The sequence below is a fragment of the Pleomorphochaeta sp. DL1XJH-081 genome (genome assembly GCF_049310885.1).
Lineage (GTDB): Bacteria > Spirochaetota > Spirochaetia > Sphaerochaetales > Sphaerochaetaceae > CAYZJV01.
Genome location: NZ_JBMDYO010000008.1, coordinates 78,235 through 95,344 on the forward strand (window position 1 = coordinate 78,235; position 17,110 = coordinate 95,344).

The 17,110-nt window shown below is 43.4% G+C and carries 15 protein-coding genes; 6 read left to right on the forward strand and 9 right to left on the reverse strand.

Going from position 1 to position 17,110, the window contains the following annotated elements; translation table 11 throughout:
- Positions 1-7 precede the first annotated feature (7 nt).
- Together ACODJP_RS11770 and ACODJP_RS11775 are read right to left on the reverse strand one after the other, a co-directional pair.
- Positions 8-760: a basic amino acid ABC transporter substrate-binding protein gene (locus ACODJP_RS11770; protein ID WP_422481728.1), complete on the reverse strand. Its 753-nt coding sequence runs from the start codon at positions 758-760 to the stop codon at positions 8-10.
- 78 nt (positions 761-838) lie between these two features.
- Positions 839-1,297 carry a divergent PAP2 family protein gene (locus ACODJP_RS11775; protein ID WP_422481730.1) on the reverse strand — a complete coding sequence of 153 codons (459 nt, stop codon included), beginning with the start codon at positions 1,295-1,297 and terminating at the stop codon, positions 839-841.
- 82 nt (positions 1,298-1,379) lie between these two features.
- Between ACODJP_RS11775 and ACODJP_RS11780 the strand changes: the two genes are divergently transcribed.
- Together ACODJP_RS11780 and ACODJP_RS11785 are read left to right on the forward strand one after the other, a co-directional pair.
- Complete coding sequence (locus ACODJP_RS11780) at positions 1,380-2,558, forward strand: MFS transporter (RefSeq protein WP_422481732.1); 1,179 nt, start codon at positions 1,380-1,382, stop codon at positions 2,556-2,558.
- A gap of 71 nt (positions 2,559-2,629) precedes the next feature.
- A complete protein-coding gene (locus tag ACODJP_RS11785) occupies positions 2,630-4,579 on the forward strand; it encodes an aconitate hydratase (protein ID WP_422481734.1) in 1,950 nt (649 codons plus the stop codon).
- Positions 4,580-4,648: 69 nt separating this feature from the next.
- Here ACODJP_RS11785 and ACODJP_RS11790 read toward each other — a convergent pair whose 3' ends face one another.
- Entirely contained in the window at positions 4,649-5,941 is a 1,293-nt protein-coding gene (locus tag ACODJP_RS11790; RefSeq protein ID WP_422481736.1) for a citrate synthase, read from the reverse strand.
- 26 nt (positions 5,942-5,967) lie between these two features.
- Positions 5,968-6,876 (reverse strand): NAD(P)-dependent oxidoreductase, encoded by a 909-nt coding sequence (locus ACODJP_RS11795; RefSeq protein WP_422481738.1) that lies wholly within the window; start codon positions 6,874-6,876, stop codon positions 5,968-5,970.
- Positions 6,877-7,002: 126 nt separating this feature from the next.
- Between ACODJP_RS11795 and ACODJP_RS11800 the strand changes: the two genes are divergently transcribed.
- The gene (locus ACODJP_RS11800) at positions 7,003-7,317 is read left to right on the forward strand and encodes an ArsR/SmtB family transcription factor (protein ID WP_422481740.1); all 315 of its coding nucleotides are present in this window, start codon (positions 7,003-7,005) and stop codon (positions 7,315-7,317) included.
- A 45-nt stretch (positions 7,318-7,362) separates the two neighbouring features.
- Here the strand turns inward: ACODJP_RS11800 and ACODJP_RS11805 are convergent, their stop codons facing one another.
- Both ACODJP_RS11805 and ACODJP_RS11810 read right to left on the reverse strand, forming a co-directional pair.
- Positions 7,363-8,607: an argininosuccinate synthase gene (locus ACODJP_RS11805; RefSeq protein WP_422481742.1), complete on the reverse strand. Its 1,245-nt coding sequence runs from the start codon at positions 8,605-8,607 to the stop codon at positions 7,363-7,365.
- 136 nt (positions 8,608-8,743) lie between these two features.
- On the reverse strand, positions 8,744-9,178 hold the full coding sequence (locus ACODJP_RS11810; RefSeq protein WP_422481744.1) for a YbaY family lipoprotein: 435 nt from the start codon (positions 9,176-9,178) through the stop codon (positions 8,744-8,746).
- Positions 9,179-9,430: 252 nt separating this feature from the next.
- Between ACODJP_RS11810 and ACODJP_RS11815 the strand changes: the two genes are divergently transcribed.
- The gene (locus ACODJP_RS11815; RefSeq protein WP_422481746.1) at positions 9,431-9,859 is read left to right on the forward strand and encodes a Fur family transcriptional regulator; all 429 of its coding nucleotides are present in this window, start codon (positions 9,431-9,433) and stop codon (positions 9,857-9,859) included.
- 108 nt (positions 9,860-9,967) lie between these two features.
- Here ACODJP_RS11815 and hflC read toward each other — a convergent pair whose 3' ends face one another.
- Both hflC and hflK read right to left on the reverse strand, forming a co-directional pair.
- Positions 9,968-10,954, reverse strand: coding sequence for a protease modulator HflC (gene hflC / locus ACODJP_RS11820; protein ID WP_422481748.1), 987 nt, complete (start codon positions 10,952-10,954; stop codon positions 9,968-9,970).
- Complete coding sequence (hflK, locus tag ACODJP_RS11825; protein ID WP_422481750.1) at positions 10,951-11,946, reverse strand: FtsH protease activity modulator HflK; 996 nt, start codon at positions 11,944-11,946, stop codon at positions 10,951-10,953. Before hflK ends, hflC begins: the two co-directional genes overlap by 4 nt.
- A 183-nt stretch (positions 11,947-12,129) precedes the next feature.
- Here hflK and metG point away from each other — a divergent pair, with 183 nt between their 5' ends.
- Together metG and ACODJP_RS11835 are read left to right on the forward strand one after the other, a co-directional pair.
- Entirely contained in the window at positions 12,130-14,328 is a 2,199-nt protein-coding gene (gene metG / locus ACODJP_RS11830) for a methionine--tRNA ligase (RefSeq protein WP_422481752.1), read from the forward strand.
- Positions 14,329-14,333: 5 nt separating this feature from the next.
- Positions 14,334-15,410: a lipid II:glycine glycyltransferase FemX gene (locus ACODJP_RS11835; protein WP_422481754.1), complete on the forward strand. Its 1,077-nt coding sequence runs from the start codon at positions 14,334-14,336 to the stop codon at positions 15,408-15,410.
- Positions 15,411-15,417: 7 nt separating this feature from the next.
- On the opposite strand, the gene ACODJP_RS11840 is transcribed toward ACODJP_RS11835, so the two are convergent.
- Positions 15,418-16,737, reverse strand: a complete 1,320-nt coding sequence (locus tag ACODJP_RS11840; protein ID WP_422481756.1) for a Mur ligase family protein — start codon at positions 16,735-16,737, stop codon at positions 15,418-15,420.
- Positions 16,738-17,110 lie beyond the last annotated feature (373 nt).

The following is a 17,110-nucleotide window of genomic DNA, read 5'->3' on the forward strand; positions in this document are numbered from 1 at the left end:
AAGACGATTACAGTATATTCCACTTGTCTTTCAAAGCTGCAATCGTTCCATCAGCTTCAAGGGCTGCAATGTTTTCGTTGATGATATTGAGTAATTCGGTGTTCCCTTTCTTTACTGCCATGGCAATCTGTTCAACATCTCCATCAAGAGAACCGCTCGCATTGAGCTTATTGGCATAATTTTCATTGGCAAGTACAAAATCGGCAGCGATGATGGAGTCAGCTACCACCGCATCAAGATTCTGGTTGAGCAGATCTTCTACAGCAAGCCCGATCTCATCGTATGCTTTGACGGTGACACCAGGAATCTTTTCAACAGCAAAGTGACCGGTAGTACCAATCTGTACACCTACAGTCTTGCCAGAGAGATCTTTTTCATCGGAGATTCCAGTTGAAGAGTTGTTTACGATAATGGATTGTGTAACTTCAAGAATTGGAGTAGTGAAGTCCATGGTTGCCTTTCTTTCTTCAAGGACAGTCACTCCAGAGGCAACAGCATCATAGGCTCCGTTATTGAGTCCAGCGAAAATACCATCCCAAGCTACATTCCTAACGGTCATGGGTATGCCAGAACGTTCGCTCATCGCAGCGATAAGATCGATTTCAAAACCGACAATTTCACCATTTTCATCTACGAATTCAAGTGGTGGCCATGTACAGTCGGAACCGAAAACGTATCCTTCAGATTCTTTCGCTCCACCAGCAAAAAGAATAGATACGAACATCAACATGGTAGCACATACAAGCAGTGTCTTTTTCATAACAACCTCCAATAAAGATACAGATTGCCAGAATTTACATAATTATGCATTGAATGTCAATGAGATTTGTATAAATATTCACAAAATGGCAGTAAATACGACTCCAGTAACCAATCCGACTACGGTACCACCGATTACTTGGATAAAACTATGGCCAAGCATAGTCTTGAGATTTTCGGGAGTAAATTCACCATCAGCATGGATCTGTGCAAGCAGTCTACTCCATTCATTTATCACTTCCGCCTGTTTGCCGGCTGCTCTTCTAATCCCCATAGCGTCATGCATGATTATCAAGCTAAAAGTGATTGCGATGGCAAAGGCCATACTGGTAACACCCTCGGTCATGAATATGCTCGTACAGAGTGCTACTACCATTGCAGTGTGAGAGGAGGGCATCCCTCCAGTACTGAAAAACAGTTCGGCTTGGAATTTTCGTTCAAATGGCCAAAGCAGGAAAGGTTTGAGGAACTGAGCTACGAATGCCCCAGCCAGTGCTGCTATCAACGGTCGGTTTGAAAGAATTATTTCCATATCCATATAAATTACTTTACTGCATTTCGCTTGCGTTCGGCAATATGGGCTTGCAATTGATAGCGAATAGTCTGTACAAATTGAAGTAATGAAAACAGACCGATCGGCATCATTGCAAACTCTGATTATCAATATGGCCTCATTTTGGGCACAATTTGCCATTTCTATGGTCAATCTTGCTCTCGTGTACCATATGAGGTTGGCTTTCAATCTCTCTGCCCAAATGGTAGGACTCTCCGCGGCTATTTATACATCAACCTATTTTGCTTGTTGTCTCCTGCTGGGTCCATTTGCATCACGGCTAAAACCTCGTCATAGTGTCGAGCTTTCGATGGTTGGCATGTCATTTGCAACCTTCATCGTAATGACCACAAAGACAGTTATTATTGCCTATCTGGCCTTGGTTCTCTATGGAATCGCTATGTCATTTTTGTGGCCTCAGATTGAGGGATGGCTTGCCAGAGGGAAAGAGGGTAGGGCTCTCAATCGTGCAACATCTTCTTTCAATGTTTCATGGTCCTTGGGTGCCGCACTCTCGCCTTTTTTGACTGGCATTCTACTCGAACACGCCACAGGTACGCCCTTATTAGCTGGTATAATACTCTTTATCCTTGTGTTTCTTATTGTAAAAGTAGCGACTATGCTGGTACCTGGAATCCGAGCTGTGGTATCGGAAAAGCAAAATCTCCACCAGACTGAAATGGTAGATTCTAGTACACCTCTGCGTTTCTTGTCTTGGGCGGGAGTGCTTACGGTCTATGCCTCCTTGGCCGTGACTCTTACGATTTTTCCCCTTCATGCTATGGATAATCTTCCCTTCTCCGAATCAATAGTAGGATTTCTCCTCTTCGTAAGAGGTATCTCGACTGTAGGAATGTTTGTAGTGATGGGAAAAACAAGTATATGGCACTTTAATAAGCATATTGTCCTTATTACCCAAATTCTGGTGGCTATGATTTGTCTGTTCGGTACCATAATAGAAGGAGTTGGGGGGCATATCCTATTTTTTTTCCTATTCGGAATATTATTCTCCATGTCCTATTCATACAGTATCTTCCATGGTGCTTCCGGTAGCGTTAATAGATCCCATAGAATGTTGCTCCATGAGGTATTGCTCACCATCGGTACCGTTGTTGGCTCGGTAGTGGGGGGAACAATTTACCAATATCTGGATTTCGCCACGGTATTGTACGCATGCGCAGCGTTAGTTATGGTCCCTGTACTTGGATCATGGGTGTTTGGTTTGCTGGGTATAAAGCGTGTATAACCTACATCCCCTGTACTAAATCGGCACTTTACGGCATGATAAGCCTATACAATATAGATTAGGAGTTATGAATGGGTTCTACTTTGGCATACAAGATCTTGCGTGAGCATTTGATTGAAGGTGAGCTGGTGGCAGGCAAAGATATTGCTATCCGCATTGACCAGACCCTTACACAAGATGCGACAGGAACCATGGCCTATCTGCAATTTGAATCGATGGGTCTTGATAGAGTGCAAAACGAACTGGCCGTCAGTTATGTCGACCATAACACCATCCAAGTCGGATTTGAGAATGCAGATGATCACCGATATCTGCAAAGTGTAGCCCAACGTTACGGTATAGTGTTTTCCAGACCGGGAAACGGTATTTGCCATCAGGTCCATCTTGAACGGTTTGGTCTCCCAGGCAAAACTCTCTTGGGTTCAGACTCCCATACTCCGACAGGAGGGGGTTTGGGCATGATCGCAATTGGTGCGGGAGGGCTCGATATTGCTGTTGCCATGGGCGGAGGAGCTTTTCATCTGGTTGCTCCTAAAGTTATTGAAATTCGACTTTCAGGAAAATTACGTCCTTGGGTATCGGCAAAAGATGTGATCCTCACTGTACTTGAACGGTATGGGGTCAAAGGGAATGTCAACTGTGTATTCGAATATACAGGGGAGGGGGTGAAGACACTCTCAGTTCCCGAGCGTGCGACAATCTGTAATATGGGAGCTGAATGTGGAGTAACTACTTCATTATTCCCCTCTGATGAACATACTAGGCAATTTTTGGAAGCTCAAGGACGGGTTGCGGGGTATCGCTCAATGGAAGCAGATTCCGATGCCTCATATGATGGTCTTTTCGAAATCGATCTAGCGACCGTAGTTCCTAAGACAGCAGCTCCTCACTCACCTGGTAATATCGTAGATGTCGCACAGTTGAAAGGTCTCCGTGTTGACCAGGTGTTGATCGGATCTTGCACCAATAGTTCATATGCGGAGCTACATCGAGTGGCTCAAATCTTAGATGGGCATACCGTTGCCTCGAATGTAAGTTTGGGAATAGCGCCTGGTTCCCGAGAAGTGATGCTTATGTTGGCTAAGGATGGATCTTTAGGTAAACTCATTGCTTCAGGGGCAAGGATATTGGAGAGTGCTTGTGGTTTCTGTATCGGTAACCATCAAAGTCCTGGCTCAAATGCAGTCTCCTTACGTACGAACAATAGAAACTTTGAGGGCCGGAGCGGCACAAAAAGTGCACAGGTCTATCTGGTTAGCCCAGAGACAGCTGCACTCAGCGCGATATCGGGAGAATTCACCAACCCTATCTCAAATCATGGTATCGCCTATCCAGATCCAGCTAAAACTGATGTCTTTATTGTAGACGATGGTCTTCTGGTGTTTCCTCCAGAAGATGGAAATTCAGTCGAGGTTCTCAGGGGGCCGAATATTGGAAATCCACCTGCGAGTTCTCCTCTGGAAGACCATATTTCCGGTGTTTGTACGCTCAAGGCGGGTGACAAGATCACCACAGATCATATTATGCCAGCAGGAGCACGATTGAAATATCGTTCGAATATACCAGCTTATGCAAAGTATACGTTTGAGGGTGTCGACTCCTCTTTCCATGATCGTGCGATGGACAATAAAAATAAATCGATTGCAAATATCGTTGTCGCAGGCGTTTCTTACGGTCAGGGTAGCAGTCGGGAGCATGCAGCGATTTGTCCAATGTATCTGGGGGTGAAAGTGGTTATCGCAAAATCATTCGAGCGTATCCATCAGGCTAACCTATGTAATTTTGGCATTCTCCCACTTGAATTTATCAGTGATGACGATTATGGAAAAGTTGAACAGGGCGATGAACTCGAATTAATTGGCGTAATCGATTCTCTGGAAAAGATGGTAAACGAAGGTACTCCCATTACCATCTACAATAGGACACGGACTATTGAATTCGCTGTTCAAGCGAATATTACCCCACGACAGTTGGCCTTATTGAAAGCAGGTGGGTTGCTTAATTTTACTAAGAATGTATAACCCAAACAAAGAAAACCTGCCAGGATTAATCCTTGGCAGGTTCATGGTGATACGACGGGCGACTGCGATTTAGCGGTCGCTCAAATTTTGTACCTTTCTGACATATGGTCCACTGTAGACCTGACGAGGCCTTCCAATCTTTCCGTACGGATCCTTCTTCCACTCCAACCAGTGTGCTATCCATCCGGGTAGTCTGCCCATAGCGAACATGCAGGTGAACATATTTGTGGGAATACCCATTCTTCGGAAAATGAGTCCCGTATAGAAGTCAACATTGGGATAGAGGCTACGTTCCTTGAAATATTCATCATTGACTGCGGCATCTTCCAACTCAAGGGCAAGATCCAAGAGAGGATCATGTTCACCATGCTCGGATAGAACTTCCTTGCAGAGCTTTTTCGCAATCTTTGCTCGAGGATCGTAGGTCTTGTAGACACGATGCCCGAATCCCATAAGGAGAATTTCCTTATTCTTCGCTTTCTCCACAATTTCCTGGGCTGTCCATCCGTTCGCATGGGCGGTTTCCAACATCTCTATTACAGCTTGGTTAGCTCCTCCATGCTTATAACCCCAAAGAGCGCAAATTCCTGCAGAAATCGAAGCATATAAATTTGCCTCGCTACTAGCTATAAGCCGAACAGCTGTAGTACTACAATTCTGTTCATGGTCAGCGTGGAGAATCAACAATTGGTTGAGTGCCTTTACATGTAGTGGGTTGATCTGGTAGTCGATCACAGGAGATTTGAACATCATATTAAGGAAGTTTTCGCAATAACTATATTTGTAGGAAGGATTCACGAATTCTTCACCTTTCATATGACGATAGGTGAATGCAGTAATTGTTCTGATCTTCGATACAAGGCGGGTAACTGCGAAGTCGACCTGAAGTTCAGGGTCAATGTCATCCATTTCCGGGTAGAATGCCGATAATGATACAGACATGGCGGCAAGCACCGACATCGGATGAGCATCAAAAGGATATCCCCTGAAGAAATTTTGCATATCAAAGTGCAGTAATGATTCTTTATTGAGTAGCTCTGCATAATGCTTCCGTTCTTCTGCATTCGGAAGCTCACCTTTGATGAGCAAATACGCAACTTCAACGAAATCACAATTTTCTACGAGATCTTCAATATCATATCCTCGGTACCTAAGGATTCCCTGCTCACCATTCACATAACAGATCGAGCTGGTACAACTTCCTGTATTGACGAATCCAGGATCGTAAGTAATATACCCGGTCTCTTTCCTGAGGGCATGGATATCTATCGATTTTGCCCCCATATTATCGGTAATTACCGGAACTTGAATGGGTTCCTGATCTGGTAAAGACAGCGTAGCGAACTCTTTATTGATCTCCATATTGCCTCCTTGCATGTATGACGAAATCAGTTCCACAGATGTGTGCTATTCAATCGATCAAGAGCCTTGACCAAAGCTTGCGTTCCATTGCTCCCTTCTCCTGCTCCTTGCAACGCTATATACAGTTGCTGCACGAGAGCCAACCCTGGTAACGCAAGTCCCATGTTCTTGGACTCCTCCAAAGCTATTCCCATATCCTTGATAAAATGATCAATCATGAATCCGGGTTTGAAATCATCTTTTAGCACACGCGGTGCCAAGTTGTCCAGTGTCCAGCATCCTGCAGCTCCTTTACCAATAGTTTGTACAAGGGTCTCTCCATCTAGGCCGGCCTTCCGGGCATAGAGTAAAGACTCCGATACTCCGATCATGGTTCCTGCAATGACAATTTGATTGCACATTTTAGTGTGTTGTCCACTACCTGCGGGACCTTGCAAAACAGCCGATTTTCCCATTTCCTGAAAGAAGGGAAGAATCTTCTCGAAGGATTCCTTTGTACCTCCTGCCATTATTGATAGTTGTCCATTTCTTGCTCCAACATCCCCTCCTGAGACGGGGGCATCAATACTATCACATCCAATTTTTTTAGCTGCTTTGTTGATTTCGATTGCCAAAGATGGTTTTGTAGTAGTCATATCGATAAAGATGGTTCCCTCCTGCGCATGTTGCAGAAGACCATTTTCACCAAAATAGACAGCTTCTACGTCTGAGGGGTGGCCAACAATCGTAAAAATTATTCTACATTTTTCTGCGATCTCTTTTGGCAAATCGACAGCAGTAGCTCCTTCAGAAACAAGAGGAGCTGTCTTGCTTTTCGTACGATTGTATACATAAAGAGGCGAAGCAAGTGGAACGATATGGTGTGCCATCCAGCGCCCCATTACTCCCGTTCCTATCCATCCAACTGCACCTAAAGTAGCTGTATTGTTCTCCATCGATCCCTCCGAGAATATGTAGTTAGTATAAATATGGTAAACCAATTTATGTAAAATGAAAATATATGTTAGCCTGATTGCCTTGGTTGCTGCAGTATGGTAAGTTGTGTCCATATGGGAGAATATATGGCAGAAGCTGATCGAAACATCCCCTTGGAAGAGGAAATATCCGATATCGCCGATTTTTTTAAAGTATTCGGTGATTCCACTCGATTGAAAATTCTTTTCCTCTTGGAGAAGGGGGAACTCCCTGTACACATGATAGCTGAGACATTAGGCATGCAGCAATCTACAATAAGTCAACAATTAAAGCTATTAAGAGCTTCGCGGCTCGTAAGACACCGGAAAGAGGGACGGAATATTCACTACCGCTTGAATGATGACCATATAGCTAAGATTCTTTCTCTTGGAGTTGAACATTACGAGGAAACCCTCGGGTAAAAAAAGCCCGAGGATCTTCCTCTCTATCCAGAGATGAGAAGAGTCCTATTTCTTCTCATCAAGCGCTTTGGCTTTCAACCAATAGTGGTGTGCCTGTAACCTGATACCATTGATATTGATGAATCCTTTGCAATCGACAGGTTGGTATCCACCGGATACTTCCATGCTTCCCAAAGCTTCATTGTAGAGGGAATAGGGGCTTGAGACACCGGCACCAATGAGATTTCCCTTATAGATGGCGACTTTAGCGGTTCCTGTTATGAGCTCCTGACTTTTTTCGAATGCTGAAGTCAAAAAATCGAACTCTGGGCTAAACCAATAGCCGTTGTAGATAAGTTCAGCGTATTTAGGCATCAGCATATCCCTCAAATGCATGACCTCTTTATCCATACAGATTCCTTCTAAATCTCTATGGACAAACCAGAGAATCGTGCCTCCAGGAGTCTCATAAACACCTCGACTCTTAATTCCCACATATCGGTTTTCCACCATATCGATTCGTCCGACTGCGTTATCATGTCCAACTTTATTGAGGTATAGGAACATTTCAAGTGGATCGGTGATTTCAGTTCCATCGTTTTCGTTAAGGACTTTCACTGGAACCCCATCAACAAAATCGATCGCAAGTACCGTCTCTTGGTCTGGTGCATCTTTTGGTGAAACGGTATGAGAAAATACTTCGTCTGGACAACGAAGTGCCGGATCTTCCAAGATGCCTGCCTCATGACTGATGTGGAGGAGATTCTCGTCTTCGCTGTAGGGTTTCTTGGTTGATGCTTTTACGGGAATTCCATATTTTTCTGCATATGCAATCATATGGGATCGACCTTCGAATTCAGCTAGCCATTCGGGGTCTTTCCATGGGGCGATTATTTTTACATCGGGCATGAGAGCATAGTATCCAAGTTCGAATCTTACTTGGTCGTTTCCTTTACCGGTCGCTCCATGGGCGACATATTTTGTTCCCTCTTTCTGTGCGATCTCAATATGTCTTTTTGCAATAATAGGTCTTGCTATTGAAGTACCGAGTAAGTATTTCCCTTCATAGGTAGCGTTGGCTTTCAAAGCTTGGAAAATGTAATCAGTAACCAAATCCCTTCTTAAATCTTCCACATAAACTTTGGATGCCCCTGTGGCAATAGCTTTCTTCTCGATAGCATCAAAATCCTCAACCTGACCAACATTGGCAACGTAGGCGATAACATCAAAACCTTTGTTCACCAACCATTTGAGAATTACCGAAGTATCTAATCCTCCGCTGTATGCCAAAATTACTTTTTCTTTACCCATATGATCACCTCTTCTCGCCCTTGGCGTATATAATTTCATGTAATGACCCGAATATTGCATAAACATAAAATAAAATCAAGTATTTACTGCATAAATATACAAGAAGGTCTGGAGGAAAGAAAATAATCTGGAAATTCTATGGGACAGGTTGAAGTTCAACGACTAGATTATCGTCTCCAGTCAGTTCTGGAAGAGGAAATGGAAAATTCTTTAGATAGGGAGTTTCTTCGGTTTCCCGAAACAACGCGACATCCACAGAGTATTCATATGCAGGAGATATGTCACGTGGATCATAACGGAGAATGAAATTCACTGGAAACCGTTGCGGATTCCGAATGCTCTGTTTAACAATTGGTACACTCTGGTTGTTAGATAGATTGGTTGCGACTAACGTAATCTCCATATGCACCCTAGAGGGAAAATAGAGGTTGTTTGGATAGAGAACGGTTCCTGCGATTATCCTATAGGGGATTCGTTCTGGCTCAGGTTGGGCAATGGAGAGTTGATTGCTGACGCAACCCGAAAAGAAGAGTAGGGAGAGAAGCAAGATGTAGAGTACGTGTTTTACCATGTGCACAAATCCTATTACAAACTGTCGTTCAGATACTATACAATACTGAAGCAAAACGGAGAAGGGTGATAGTCCGATTTTTGATGATAAGACTACTGATTAAATACAAAAAAAAGAATAAATATACAAAAAATATACATAAAAATAAAAATTAATGTTGCATTTACAATATATTCGTCTGAGGAGCTTCATTCAGTTGACACTTTACTAAATTTGTCATACATACATTTATATAACAGGAGAAGTGTAATCATGGTACAAATGCCTTTCTTGAAGCCTGGTGATGAAAAGAGAATATTATTGGACCACGGTGTACGACCTTTGAACCATAGGGTTGCTGTATACCGATATCTGGTCGACCATCAAAATCATCCTACTGCAGACGACATTTACGGAGAATTGAAGAAACATATGGCTTCGATCTCTCGTACAACTGTCTACAATGTATTAAATCTACTTTGTGATCGCAATGTTGTAAAAAGAATCGCAATAGAAAAGAACGAAATGCGTTATGATGCCAATATCGCAAACCACATGCATTTCAAATGTTCAGATTGTGGGAATGTCTATGATTTACATTCAGTTGGATTCCCTGACGTACAAGTACCGGATGGTTTCACTATAGATGAAGTCCAGGTCAATATTACCGGTCATTGTCCTGCCTGCGAAGCAATAGCCTGAATATAATCCTAATTCTATAACAACTCAATTCAATAATTATTAATGAAAAGAAAAGGCCACCATCCAACGTAAGTCGGAAGATGGCCTTCATTATTACTCACCTGATTATTAGAATGTACTATCCTTCCCATAGAGAATCGTAAAGTAATCCATATCCGTTGAGAAAATCTTATTCAGATTCGGAATAGTCTTCTTGTACGACTCCAAGGTTCTCCACAAGGTGAAGAATTCTGGATTCTCTTCATATGCTTCGGCGTAAATTTCGGTTGCCTGTGCATCCGCGACACCCTTGATGGTCTCAGCTTCAGCATAAGCCTGACTCAAGATACTCTTCTTATCGTTCTCGGTCTTACCAACCCATCTTGCTTGTTGACCTTCTCCATAGGAACGATAGGCCTCGGCAATCTGGTTTCTTTCCTTTATCATTCTTTGATAAACGCTCTGTGTAAGATCATCACTGTAACGAATCTGTCTAATTACAATGTCGATGACTTCAATCCCGAACTCTTGGGTAAATGGACTTGCCATGACCAGCATCTGCTGACTCAGTTTTTCACGACCGATTGCGATGGTTTCCTGTTGCGTTTCTGTTTTTGTAAGATTGCGCAACTGTTCGGCATCCTCCAGGTTTTCGACATTCTGAACCTGTTCAACAACCCGAAGGTTATTGATCTGGTTGGAATTCCTGACGGCTTCATTAAGGAAGTTCTCACTGATTACCGTACGGATCGTCGAGTCAATGATATCATTGAGTCGTAGGATAGCATTAGGTAGGGAAGTCACAGATTGATAAAAAAGTGCTGGATCGGTAATTCTCCATCTAGCGGTTGTGTCTACCCATATGAATTGGTTTTCTTTCGTCGGAATACGCTGTGCATCTCCGTCCCAACTCATGATTTTCTTTGGATACTTGACAACGGTATCGACCAACGGGACTTTGATTTTGAGACCGGCTTCCAGGTGGGTATTCTCAATTTTTCCAAACCTGGTGACGACCGCGATTTCTCCCTCTTGTACGATAAAGAACGGTCCGAGAAGCAGGAAAATAACAAGAAGAACCAATATGACGACCAAGGTGGTTACAAGCTTTTTCATTGTGCACCTCCTTGGACATTGGTGAGATTACTAATAGGTAAGAAGTTTTCCAACTCCTTGTCGATCAAGGTAAGAGTACCTGCGTCGGCTTCCTTCAAAATTTCCTCCATAGTCTCTATATAAAGACGTCTAGCCGTAATATCCTCGCTAAGCATGTAGGCTTCAAGCACAGAACTGAATCGTGCTACATCACCAAGTGCATTGTTTACCCGCTCAGCAGCGTATCCTTCTGCAACTTGAGTAATTTGTGCAGCTTCTCCTTGCGCCCGTGGAATTTCCCGGTTGTATTGCTCCTTTCCTTCATTTATCAATCGGTTCATATCCTGGATTGATTTGTTTACATCTTCAAATGCATCCTGGACCTCACCGACCGGAGGAACGATATTTTGTAATTTAACCGTTACGACACGCACTCCAAGATTATAGGAATCAAAGGCTTTCTGCATCTTTTCCTGTGATTCAATCTCGATCGCGGTTCGTTCGCTGGACATGATGGCGAGAATAGGTAGATCTCCAACCAATTGGTTTATCACGCTCTGGCTGATATCTCGGATTGTCTTATCTCTTTCTTGGACATTGAACAACCATTTTGCAGGATCCTCTATCCTATACTGGATGATCCATTGGACATCGACAATATTCAAATCTCCCGTCAACATGATCGACTCTCCAGCTGAAGAGCCGGAAGGGGTGTTCATGAACATGGAACTGTAATCCTGTGAAGTGTTGGATTGCCCAAAGGTCATGGTTTGCACGACTCTTGTAGGGACATTGTAATTCCGGTCGATTCCCAGAGGGAGTTTTGTCTGCAAGCCGGGTCCGACTATCCTGTTGAATTTCCCAAACCGTAATACTACGGATTGTTCTGTTTGATCCACCACAAAGAAACTACTCATCACCAATATGAAGAGTATTACTACTGCAACGGCAGCAATAATCAGTTTCGGACTTATGTGGAATGGATTGCGGGACGATGCTCCCGAACTATTCATTACATTTCCTCCTTGGTAAGAATCCTTACCTATGATGTAAATGTAGCTTAGTTGGTGGGCATCGTCAATGAAGGTGATACAATCGCTCGTCGGAAATACCAATTTTGATGAAATATCATGCATTCCTTGCCTATAGGTTGCATACGATTGAAAAAACCTAATTTCAAGGTTATAGTGTTCATCATGAAAAAACGATTGATTACCTCCGCACTTCCATATGTGAATAACATCCCCCATCTAGGAAATCTGGTGCAGGTCTTATCTGCAGATTGTTTCGCCCGTTTCTGTCGTTCCAAGGGATATGAGACTCTCTATATTTGTGGAACCGATGAGTATGGGACGGCGAGTGAGACTCGTGCCTTACAGGAAGGGGTGGATCCAAGAACGCTCTGTGATCGATACCATGTGATCCATAGAGATATCTATAAGTGGTTCGAAATTGATTTCGATTCCTTCGGAAGGACTAGTAGTCCTGAACAGACAGAGATTGTCCAAGATATTTTCAAAAAAGTAGATGCGGCGGGTTACATTCGTCCTGCACAAATTGAGCAATTGTACTGTGAACATGACAAACGATTCCTAGCAGATCGTTTTGTTGAAGGTGTCTGTCCAAAATGTGGTTCTACCGGAGCACGGGGTGATCAGTGTGATTCCTGTGGAAGCCTATTGGACCCAACCGATCTCATAGATCCCGTATGTGGTGTTTGCGGATCGACTCCAGTTCTCAAGAAAACAAGACACTTGTACATTGATCTTCCTAAGGCGTTACCTCTACTGGAAAAATGGCTGGACAAGGCTTCTGTAGATGGTTTTTGGGCAAGGAACGCGATCCAAACTACGAAATCATGGATTCGTGACGGATTGAAGGAACGTGCTATTACCCGCGATTTGAAGTGGGGGATTCCTGTACCCAAAGAGGGGTATGAAGATAAAGTCTTCTATGTATGGTTCGATGCACCGATTGGTTATATATCCATAACTGCCGCATATACTGAAAATTGGAAGGAGTGGTGGCAAAATCCTAATGAAGTAGAACTTTTCCAGTTTATTGGTAAAGATAACATTCCTTTCCATACGGTCATATTTCCCACATCCCTATTGGCTACCGGAGAAGATTGGACAATGCTTCACCACATGTCTTCCAGTGAGTATCTGAATTATGAAGGTGGAAAGTTTTCAAAGAGTAAAGGGATCGGAGTTTTTGGAAATGATGTCCAAGAGACCGGAATTCCAGCTGACATGTGGAGATTCTACATGTTCTACAATCGACCAGAGAAATCAGATGTACTCTTTACTTGGAAAGATTTTCAGGAAAAGGTTAATGGAGAGTTGATAGGAAATCTATCCAATCTGGTTAATAGAACATTGACTTTTCTCCAACGTTTCTATGATGGAAAGATCCCCGAGGGTACGATTGACAGTTCTTTAGCTAAGGTGATATTAGAAAAAGAGTCAGAAATCGACAATCTACTTGAACATGCTGAATTGAGAGAGGCTCTGAGAAGAATATTCGCTCTCTCTTCAATAGGTAACAAGGCTTTCCAAGATGGAGAACCCTGGCGTCAAAGAAAAGAGAACCCAGAGGCGGCAGCTACATTATTACGCACATTGGTATACCTAATTCGGGATTTGGGCATTTTAATCCAACCCTATATGCCAGCAACATCGAAGCGTTTGTTGGGTTATCTTGGCAGTACGGACGCCGCTTGGAGTGATCTAGGATCTTTCAATGGATTAGAAAATCTGGAAAGTCCGGACTATCTCTTCACGAAGCTTGAAGATGACCTAATAGAGACAATGAGAACCCGATACGCGGGAAGTCAAGATTCCCGGAATGAGGAGAAGCAACGAATGATTGGACAAGAGGAAAAAGTGGAATCGCCAGCAGAGATATTCGCAAAGAAAGTAACACTTAAGGTGAGTAAGATTGTCGACATACAGAGACATCCCAATGGGGATAAACTATATATCCTCCAGGTTGACACCGGAGATGAGGAACCAACGACGATCGTTTCAAGTATTGTCCCTTTCTATAAGGAAGAGGAATTGAAGGATAAGCATATCGTATTGGTACAAAACCTAAAACCTGCCAATTTTAGAGGTGTGAAGAGTAGGGGAATGCTTTTGGCTGCAAGTGATCCAACTGCAGAGCCACACTCAACCTGTGAAGTGCTGTTTGCAGACCAATTTCCTGTAGGTACTGAATTGAATCCTGAGGGATTTGATGCACCGGAACAACCGAGGAGCCAAGTAAAGGCAGACCAGTTTTTCTCCTTGCCTCTGGTTACTGAGGATGGAATTGTGAAGATTGACGGCAAACCATTGGTCTCAGATGGAAAAACTCTTAAGGCTACTATGTATCTCAATGGGGAAGTGGGCTAAGCGACATGGAGATCATGAAGGTTCAGCGGGTGGGTCTAGATAGACTCGAAGCTACCGGAAATCCATTCCAAAGCCAATTCTGGGCCATCGTAAAAAGACCTTCAGGATGGAGGTCTTTTGCTTTTTCCTATACTGCGACAGGTATCGATGGTAACGAACATGTTTCAATCGTCCTAGTATTGGTCAGGAAGCTATTTTTGGGTCTCCGTTTGGCATACATTCCTTTCGGTCCTCCTGTCTATGAATATGAAGGGGACCTTTCTAACCAGATTAAGGAGTTTTCCCAACGCATTAGACCCCTTCTTCCGAAAGGAACCGCGTTTATTCGGTACGATTTACCCTGGTTTACCCAGGGAGTGTCCGAGTTACCGACGATTGGCGGGAAGAAAATCAAAATATGCCGGGAATCGGTTCAACCAGAGGGTACCTCGAGGATTGGCCTCTCTGGGGGATATGAAAATGTCCGATCACAATATAGGGAAAGAGCACGCAGGAATATCCGTAAAGCTAAAGCTCACGGTATTACGGTTAAACCATGGAATGGTTCACAAAAATTATTCGATTCATGGTACACAGTCTATCTTGAGACCGCAAGGAGAGATGGCTTTTCCGCCCGATCGGAGACCTATATAAAACATATTCTCAAACTTCAGACAGCTGGAGTTTCGCCCCATCTCTTTCTTGCATTTCATGGAAATAAAGTTATTGGAGGGGCTCTGATCATGTCATCGTCTGAGATTTCCGTTTATCTCTTCGGAGCTTCCTTGAGGATTGAAGGTTGTTCACCATCTTACCTATTGCAAGATATCGCTATTAGGGATGCTTGTGAGAGAGGATGCAGTATTTATGATCTTTATGGAATCAGTGGACCCAATTCTCGCGGTGCACATCTGGAAGGACTGAGGCTATTTAAACGAGCCTTCGGAGGCTATGTCTGTTATCGTCATCCGTCGATTGACTATGTATATCGGAGATTCGTGCGTTTTTCCTACTCTCAGATGGAGAGGTTTAGGTTCAGTCTGTATCGGAAAAAGCATCCCAAGCGAATGTCACAACAATTTTCAGTTAGTCGGATCGATTGAGCACTGTCTATCGATCGATATCCTCAACAGCTTCAAAGAGTCTTCTGAATTGGTCGCCACGATCGAATTCATGACGGAACATACCGAATGAAGCCGCTCCAGGAGAGAGTATCAAAGCCACATGAGGAAGAATTGCTGTATCAGATTTTGCAGCTTTATAAGCCTTATCAAAGGCCTCTTTAAGAGAAGAGAACGGACCACTGTAGGGAATATCGTGTTCGGTAAGAAAAGGAATCAACTTGTCCTTTGTGAAACTGCCATCAAGGAGATAGACTGAAGAGGCATCTCTGGCAGCTTGAAGCATTCCATCAGGCTTTAGATTCTTATCGGTTCCTCCGCAAATGAGATGGTACGCCCAAGGACAATTGGCACAAGAGAAGGTAACTGCTTCTGGTATAGTGGCTGAAGAATCATTAATAAAGACAACGTGGTTCTTCACGCCCAATTGTTCTTGCCTATGGGGAACGCCTCTGAAGGTGAGTAGTGCTTCGGAGATCTGCTTAATCCCAAGTCTCAAGCTACGGCAAATGGACCATGCTGTCCTGATCTTTACTGATATTTTTTCTGCTCCAAGAAAACTTTCGGTTGTCCTGACATGTCGGGATTTTATATCGGATATTTCCATTACTTCACTGTATACATTCTTTGGAACGATCATTCTGGTGTTTCTAGAACCGAATAGAAGCCATTTGTCATCTTTATACGATTGGTAATCTACATAATTATTTAGATGATCAGGGAACAGCGATGTTAGTGCCACCAAATGAAAATTCGGTATCTTTGGCCCCATCGATGCATACAGGTCTCTGATTTGCCAGCTCGATAATTCTAAAATTACGTATTCGGGAAGAGCGCGACCATTATGCAATCGTTCCTCGAAGTTCATAAGTACAGAAAAGCCACTAATTCCCATATTACCCAGCTGGACCGTCTCATGACCGGTGGCATTCAATATATGGGTCACGGCAGCCACTGTTGTAGTTTTTCCTTTCGTGCCGGTGACAGCAATCGCTTTTAAGGAATCCACCAATGGTGATGACATGAAGTATGCAATATCGCTTGTTACCCGTTTCGCGTGAACCAGGTAAGGACTCTTTGGAGAGACTGCAGGATTCTTCACTACAAGGTCAGCCCAAAGGAAATCCTCTTCGCGGTGTTTGCCACAAACTAGGGTTGCTCCCTTTTCCTTGAGCATTTGTATCGGATTCCCCAGTTCCTTCTCACTCCGAAGATCTGTTATCCTCACTTCATCTCCATGGTCAAGAAAGTAACTTGCAGAAGCAAAGCCGCCGCCAAGGATTCCTAATCCAAAAATTAATACTCGCATAGTATCTGTATTGTATCCATGCGTTCAGGCTCAGGCAAGCAGTGAAAGCTCTTTTTTAGTACTTTGGAAGCACCTCTTGACGTTATTGTCCTTAGTGAGCATAATGTCAACGTAATTACAACAGACCAATTGGTTATCTTAACGATTAAGGAGCTCTATCGTGCCTTGTGGAAGAAAAAGAAAAAAGCATAAGATTGCTACTCATAAGAGAAAGAAAAAGCTGAGAAAGAATAGACACAAGAACAAGAAGTAAGGTGTCTCGCAATCTGAAAAAAACCGCCGGTCGCTCCGGCGGTTTTTCTGTATGACGGGCATGTCATCATCCTTGGGTGAAAATCCCAAGGGGCGTAGTTGCCGACGAACCCGATAGCGA

Bases quoted from the DNA above. Each gene is read 5' to 3' on its own strand.
- ACODJP_RS11770 (WP_422481728.1), bottom strand. From the start codon at position 760: ATGAAAAAGACACTGCTTGTATGTGCTACCATGTTGATGTTCGTATCT.
- ACODJP_RS11775 (WP_422481730.1), bottom strand. From the start codon at position 1,297: ATGGATATGGAAATAATTCTTTCAAACCGACCGTTGATAGCAGCACTG.
- ACODJP_RS11780 (WP_422481732.1), top strand. From the start codon at position 1,380: ATGAAAACAGACCGATCGGCATCATTGCAAACTCTGATTATCAATATG.
- ACODJP_RS11785 (WP_422481734.1), top strand. From the start codon at position 2,630: ATGGGTTCTACTTTGGCATACAAGATCTTGCGTGAGCATTTGATTGAA.
- ACODJP_RS11790 (WP_422481736.1), bottom strand. From the start codon at position 5,941: ATGGAGATCAATAAAGAGTTCGCTACGCTGTCTTTACCAGATCAGGAA.
- ACODJP_RS11795 (WP_422481738.1), bottom strand. From the start codon at position 6,876: ATGGAGAACAATACAGCTACTTTAGGTGCAGTTGGATGGATAGGAACG.
- ACODJP_RS11800 (WP_422481740.1), top strand. From the start codon at position 7,003: ATGGCAGAAGCTGATCGAAACATCCCCTTGGAAGAGGAAATATCCGAT.
- ACODJP_RS11805 (WP_422481742.1), bottom strand. From the start codon at position 8,607: ATGGGTAAAGAAAAAGTAATTTTGGCATACAGCGGAGGATTAGATACT.
- ACODJP_RS11810 (WP_422481744.1), bottom strand. From the start codon at position 9,178: ATGGTAAAACACGTACTCTACATCTTGCTTCTCTCCCTACTCTTCTTT.
- ACODJP_RS11815 (WP_422481746.1), top strand. From the start codon at position 9,431: ATGGTACAAATGCCTTTCTTGAAGCCTGGTGATGAAAAGAGAATATTA.
- hflC (WP_422481748.1), bottom strand. From the start codon at position 10,954: ATGAAAAAGCTTGTAACCACCTTGGTCGTCATATTGGTTCTTCTTGTT.
- hflK (WP_422481750.1), bottom strand. From the start codon at position 11,946: ATGAATAGTTCGGGAGCATCGTCCCGCAATCCATTCCACATAAGTCCG.
- metG (WP_422481752.1), top strand. From the start codon at position 12,130: ATGAAAAAACGATTGATTACCTCCGCACTTCCATATGTGAATAACATC.
- ACODJP_RS11835 (WP_422481754.1), top strand. From the start codon at position 14,334: ATGGAGATCATGAAGGTTCAGCGGGTGGGTCTAGATAGACTCGAAGCT.
- ACODJP_RS11840 (WP_422481756.1), bottom strand. From the start codon at position 16,737: ATGCGAGTATTAATTTTTGGATTAGGAATCCTTGGCGGCGGCTTTGCT.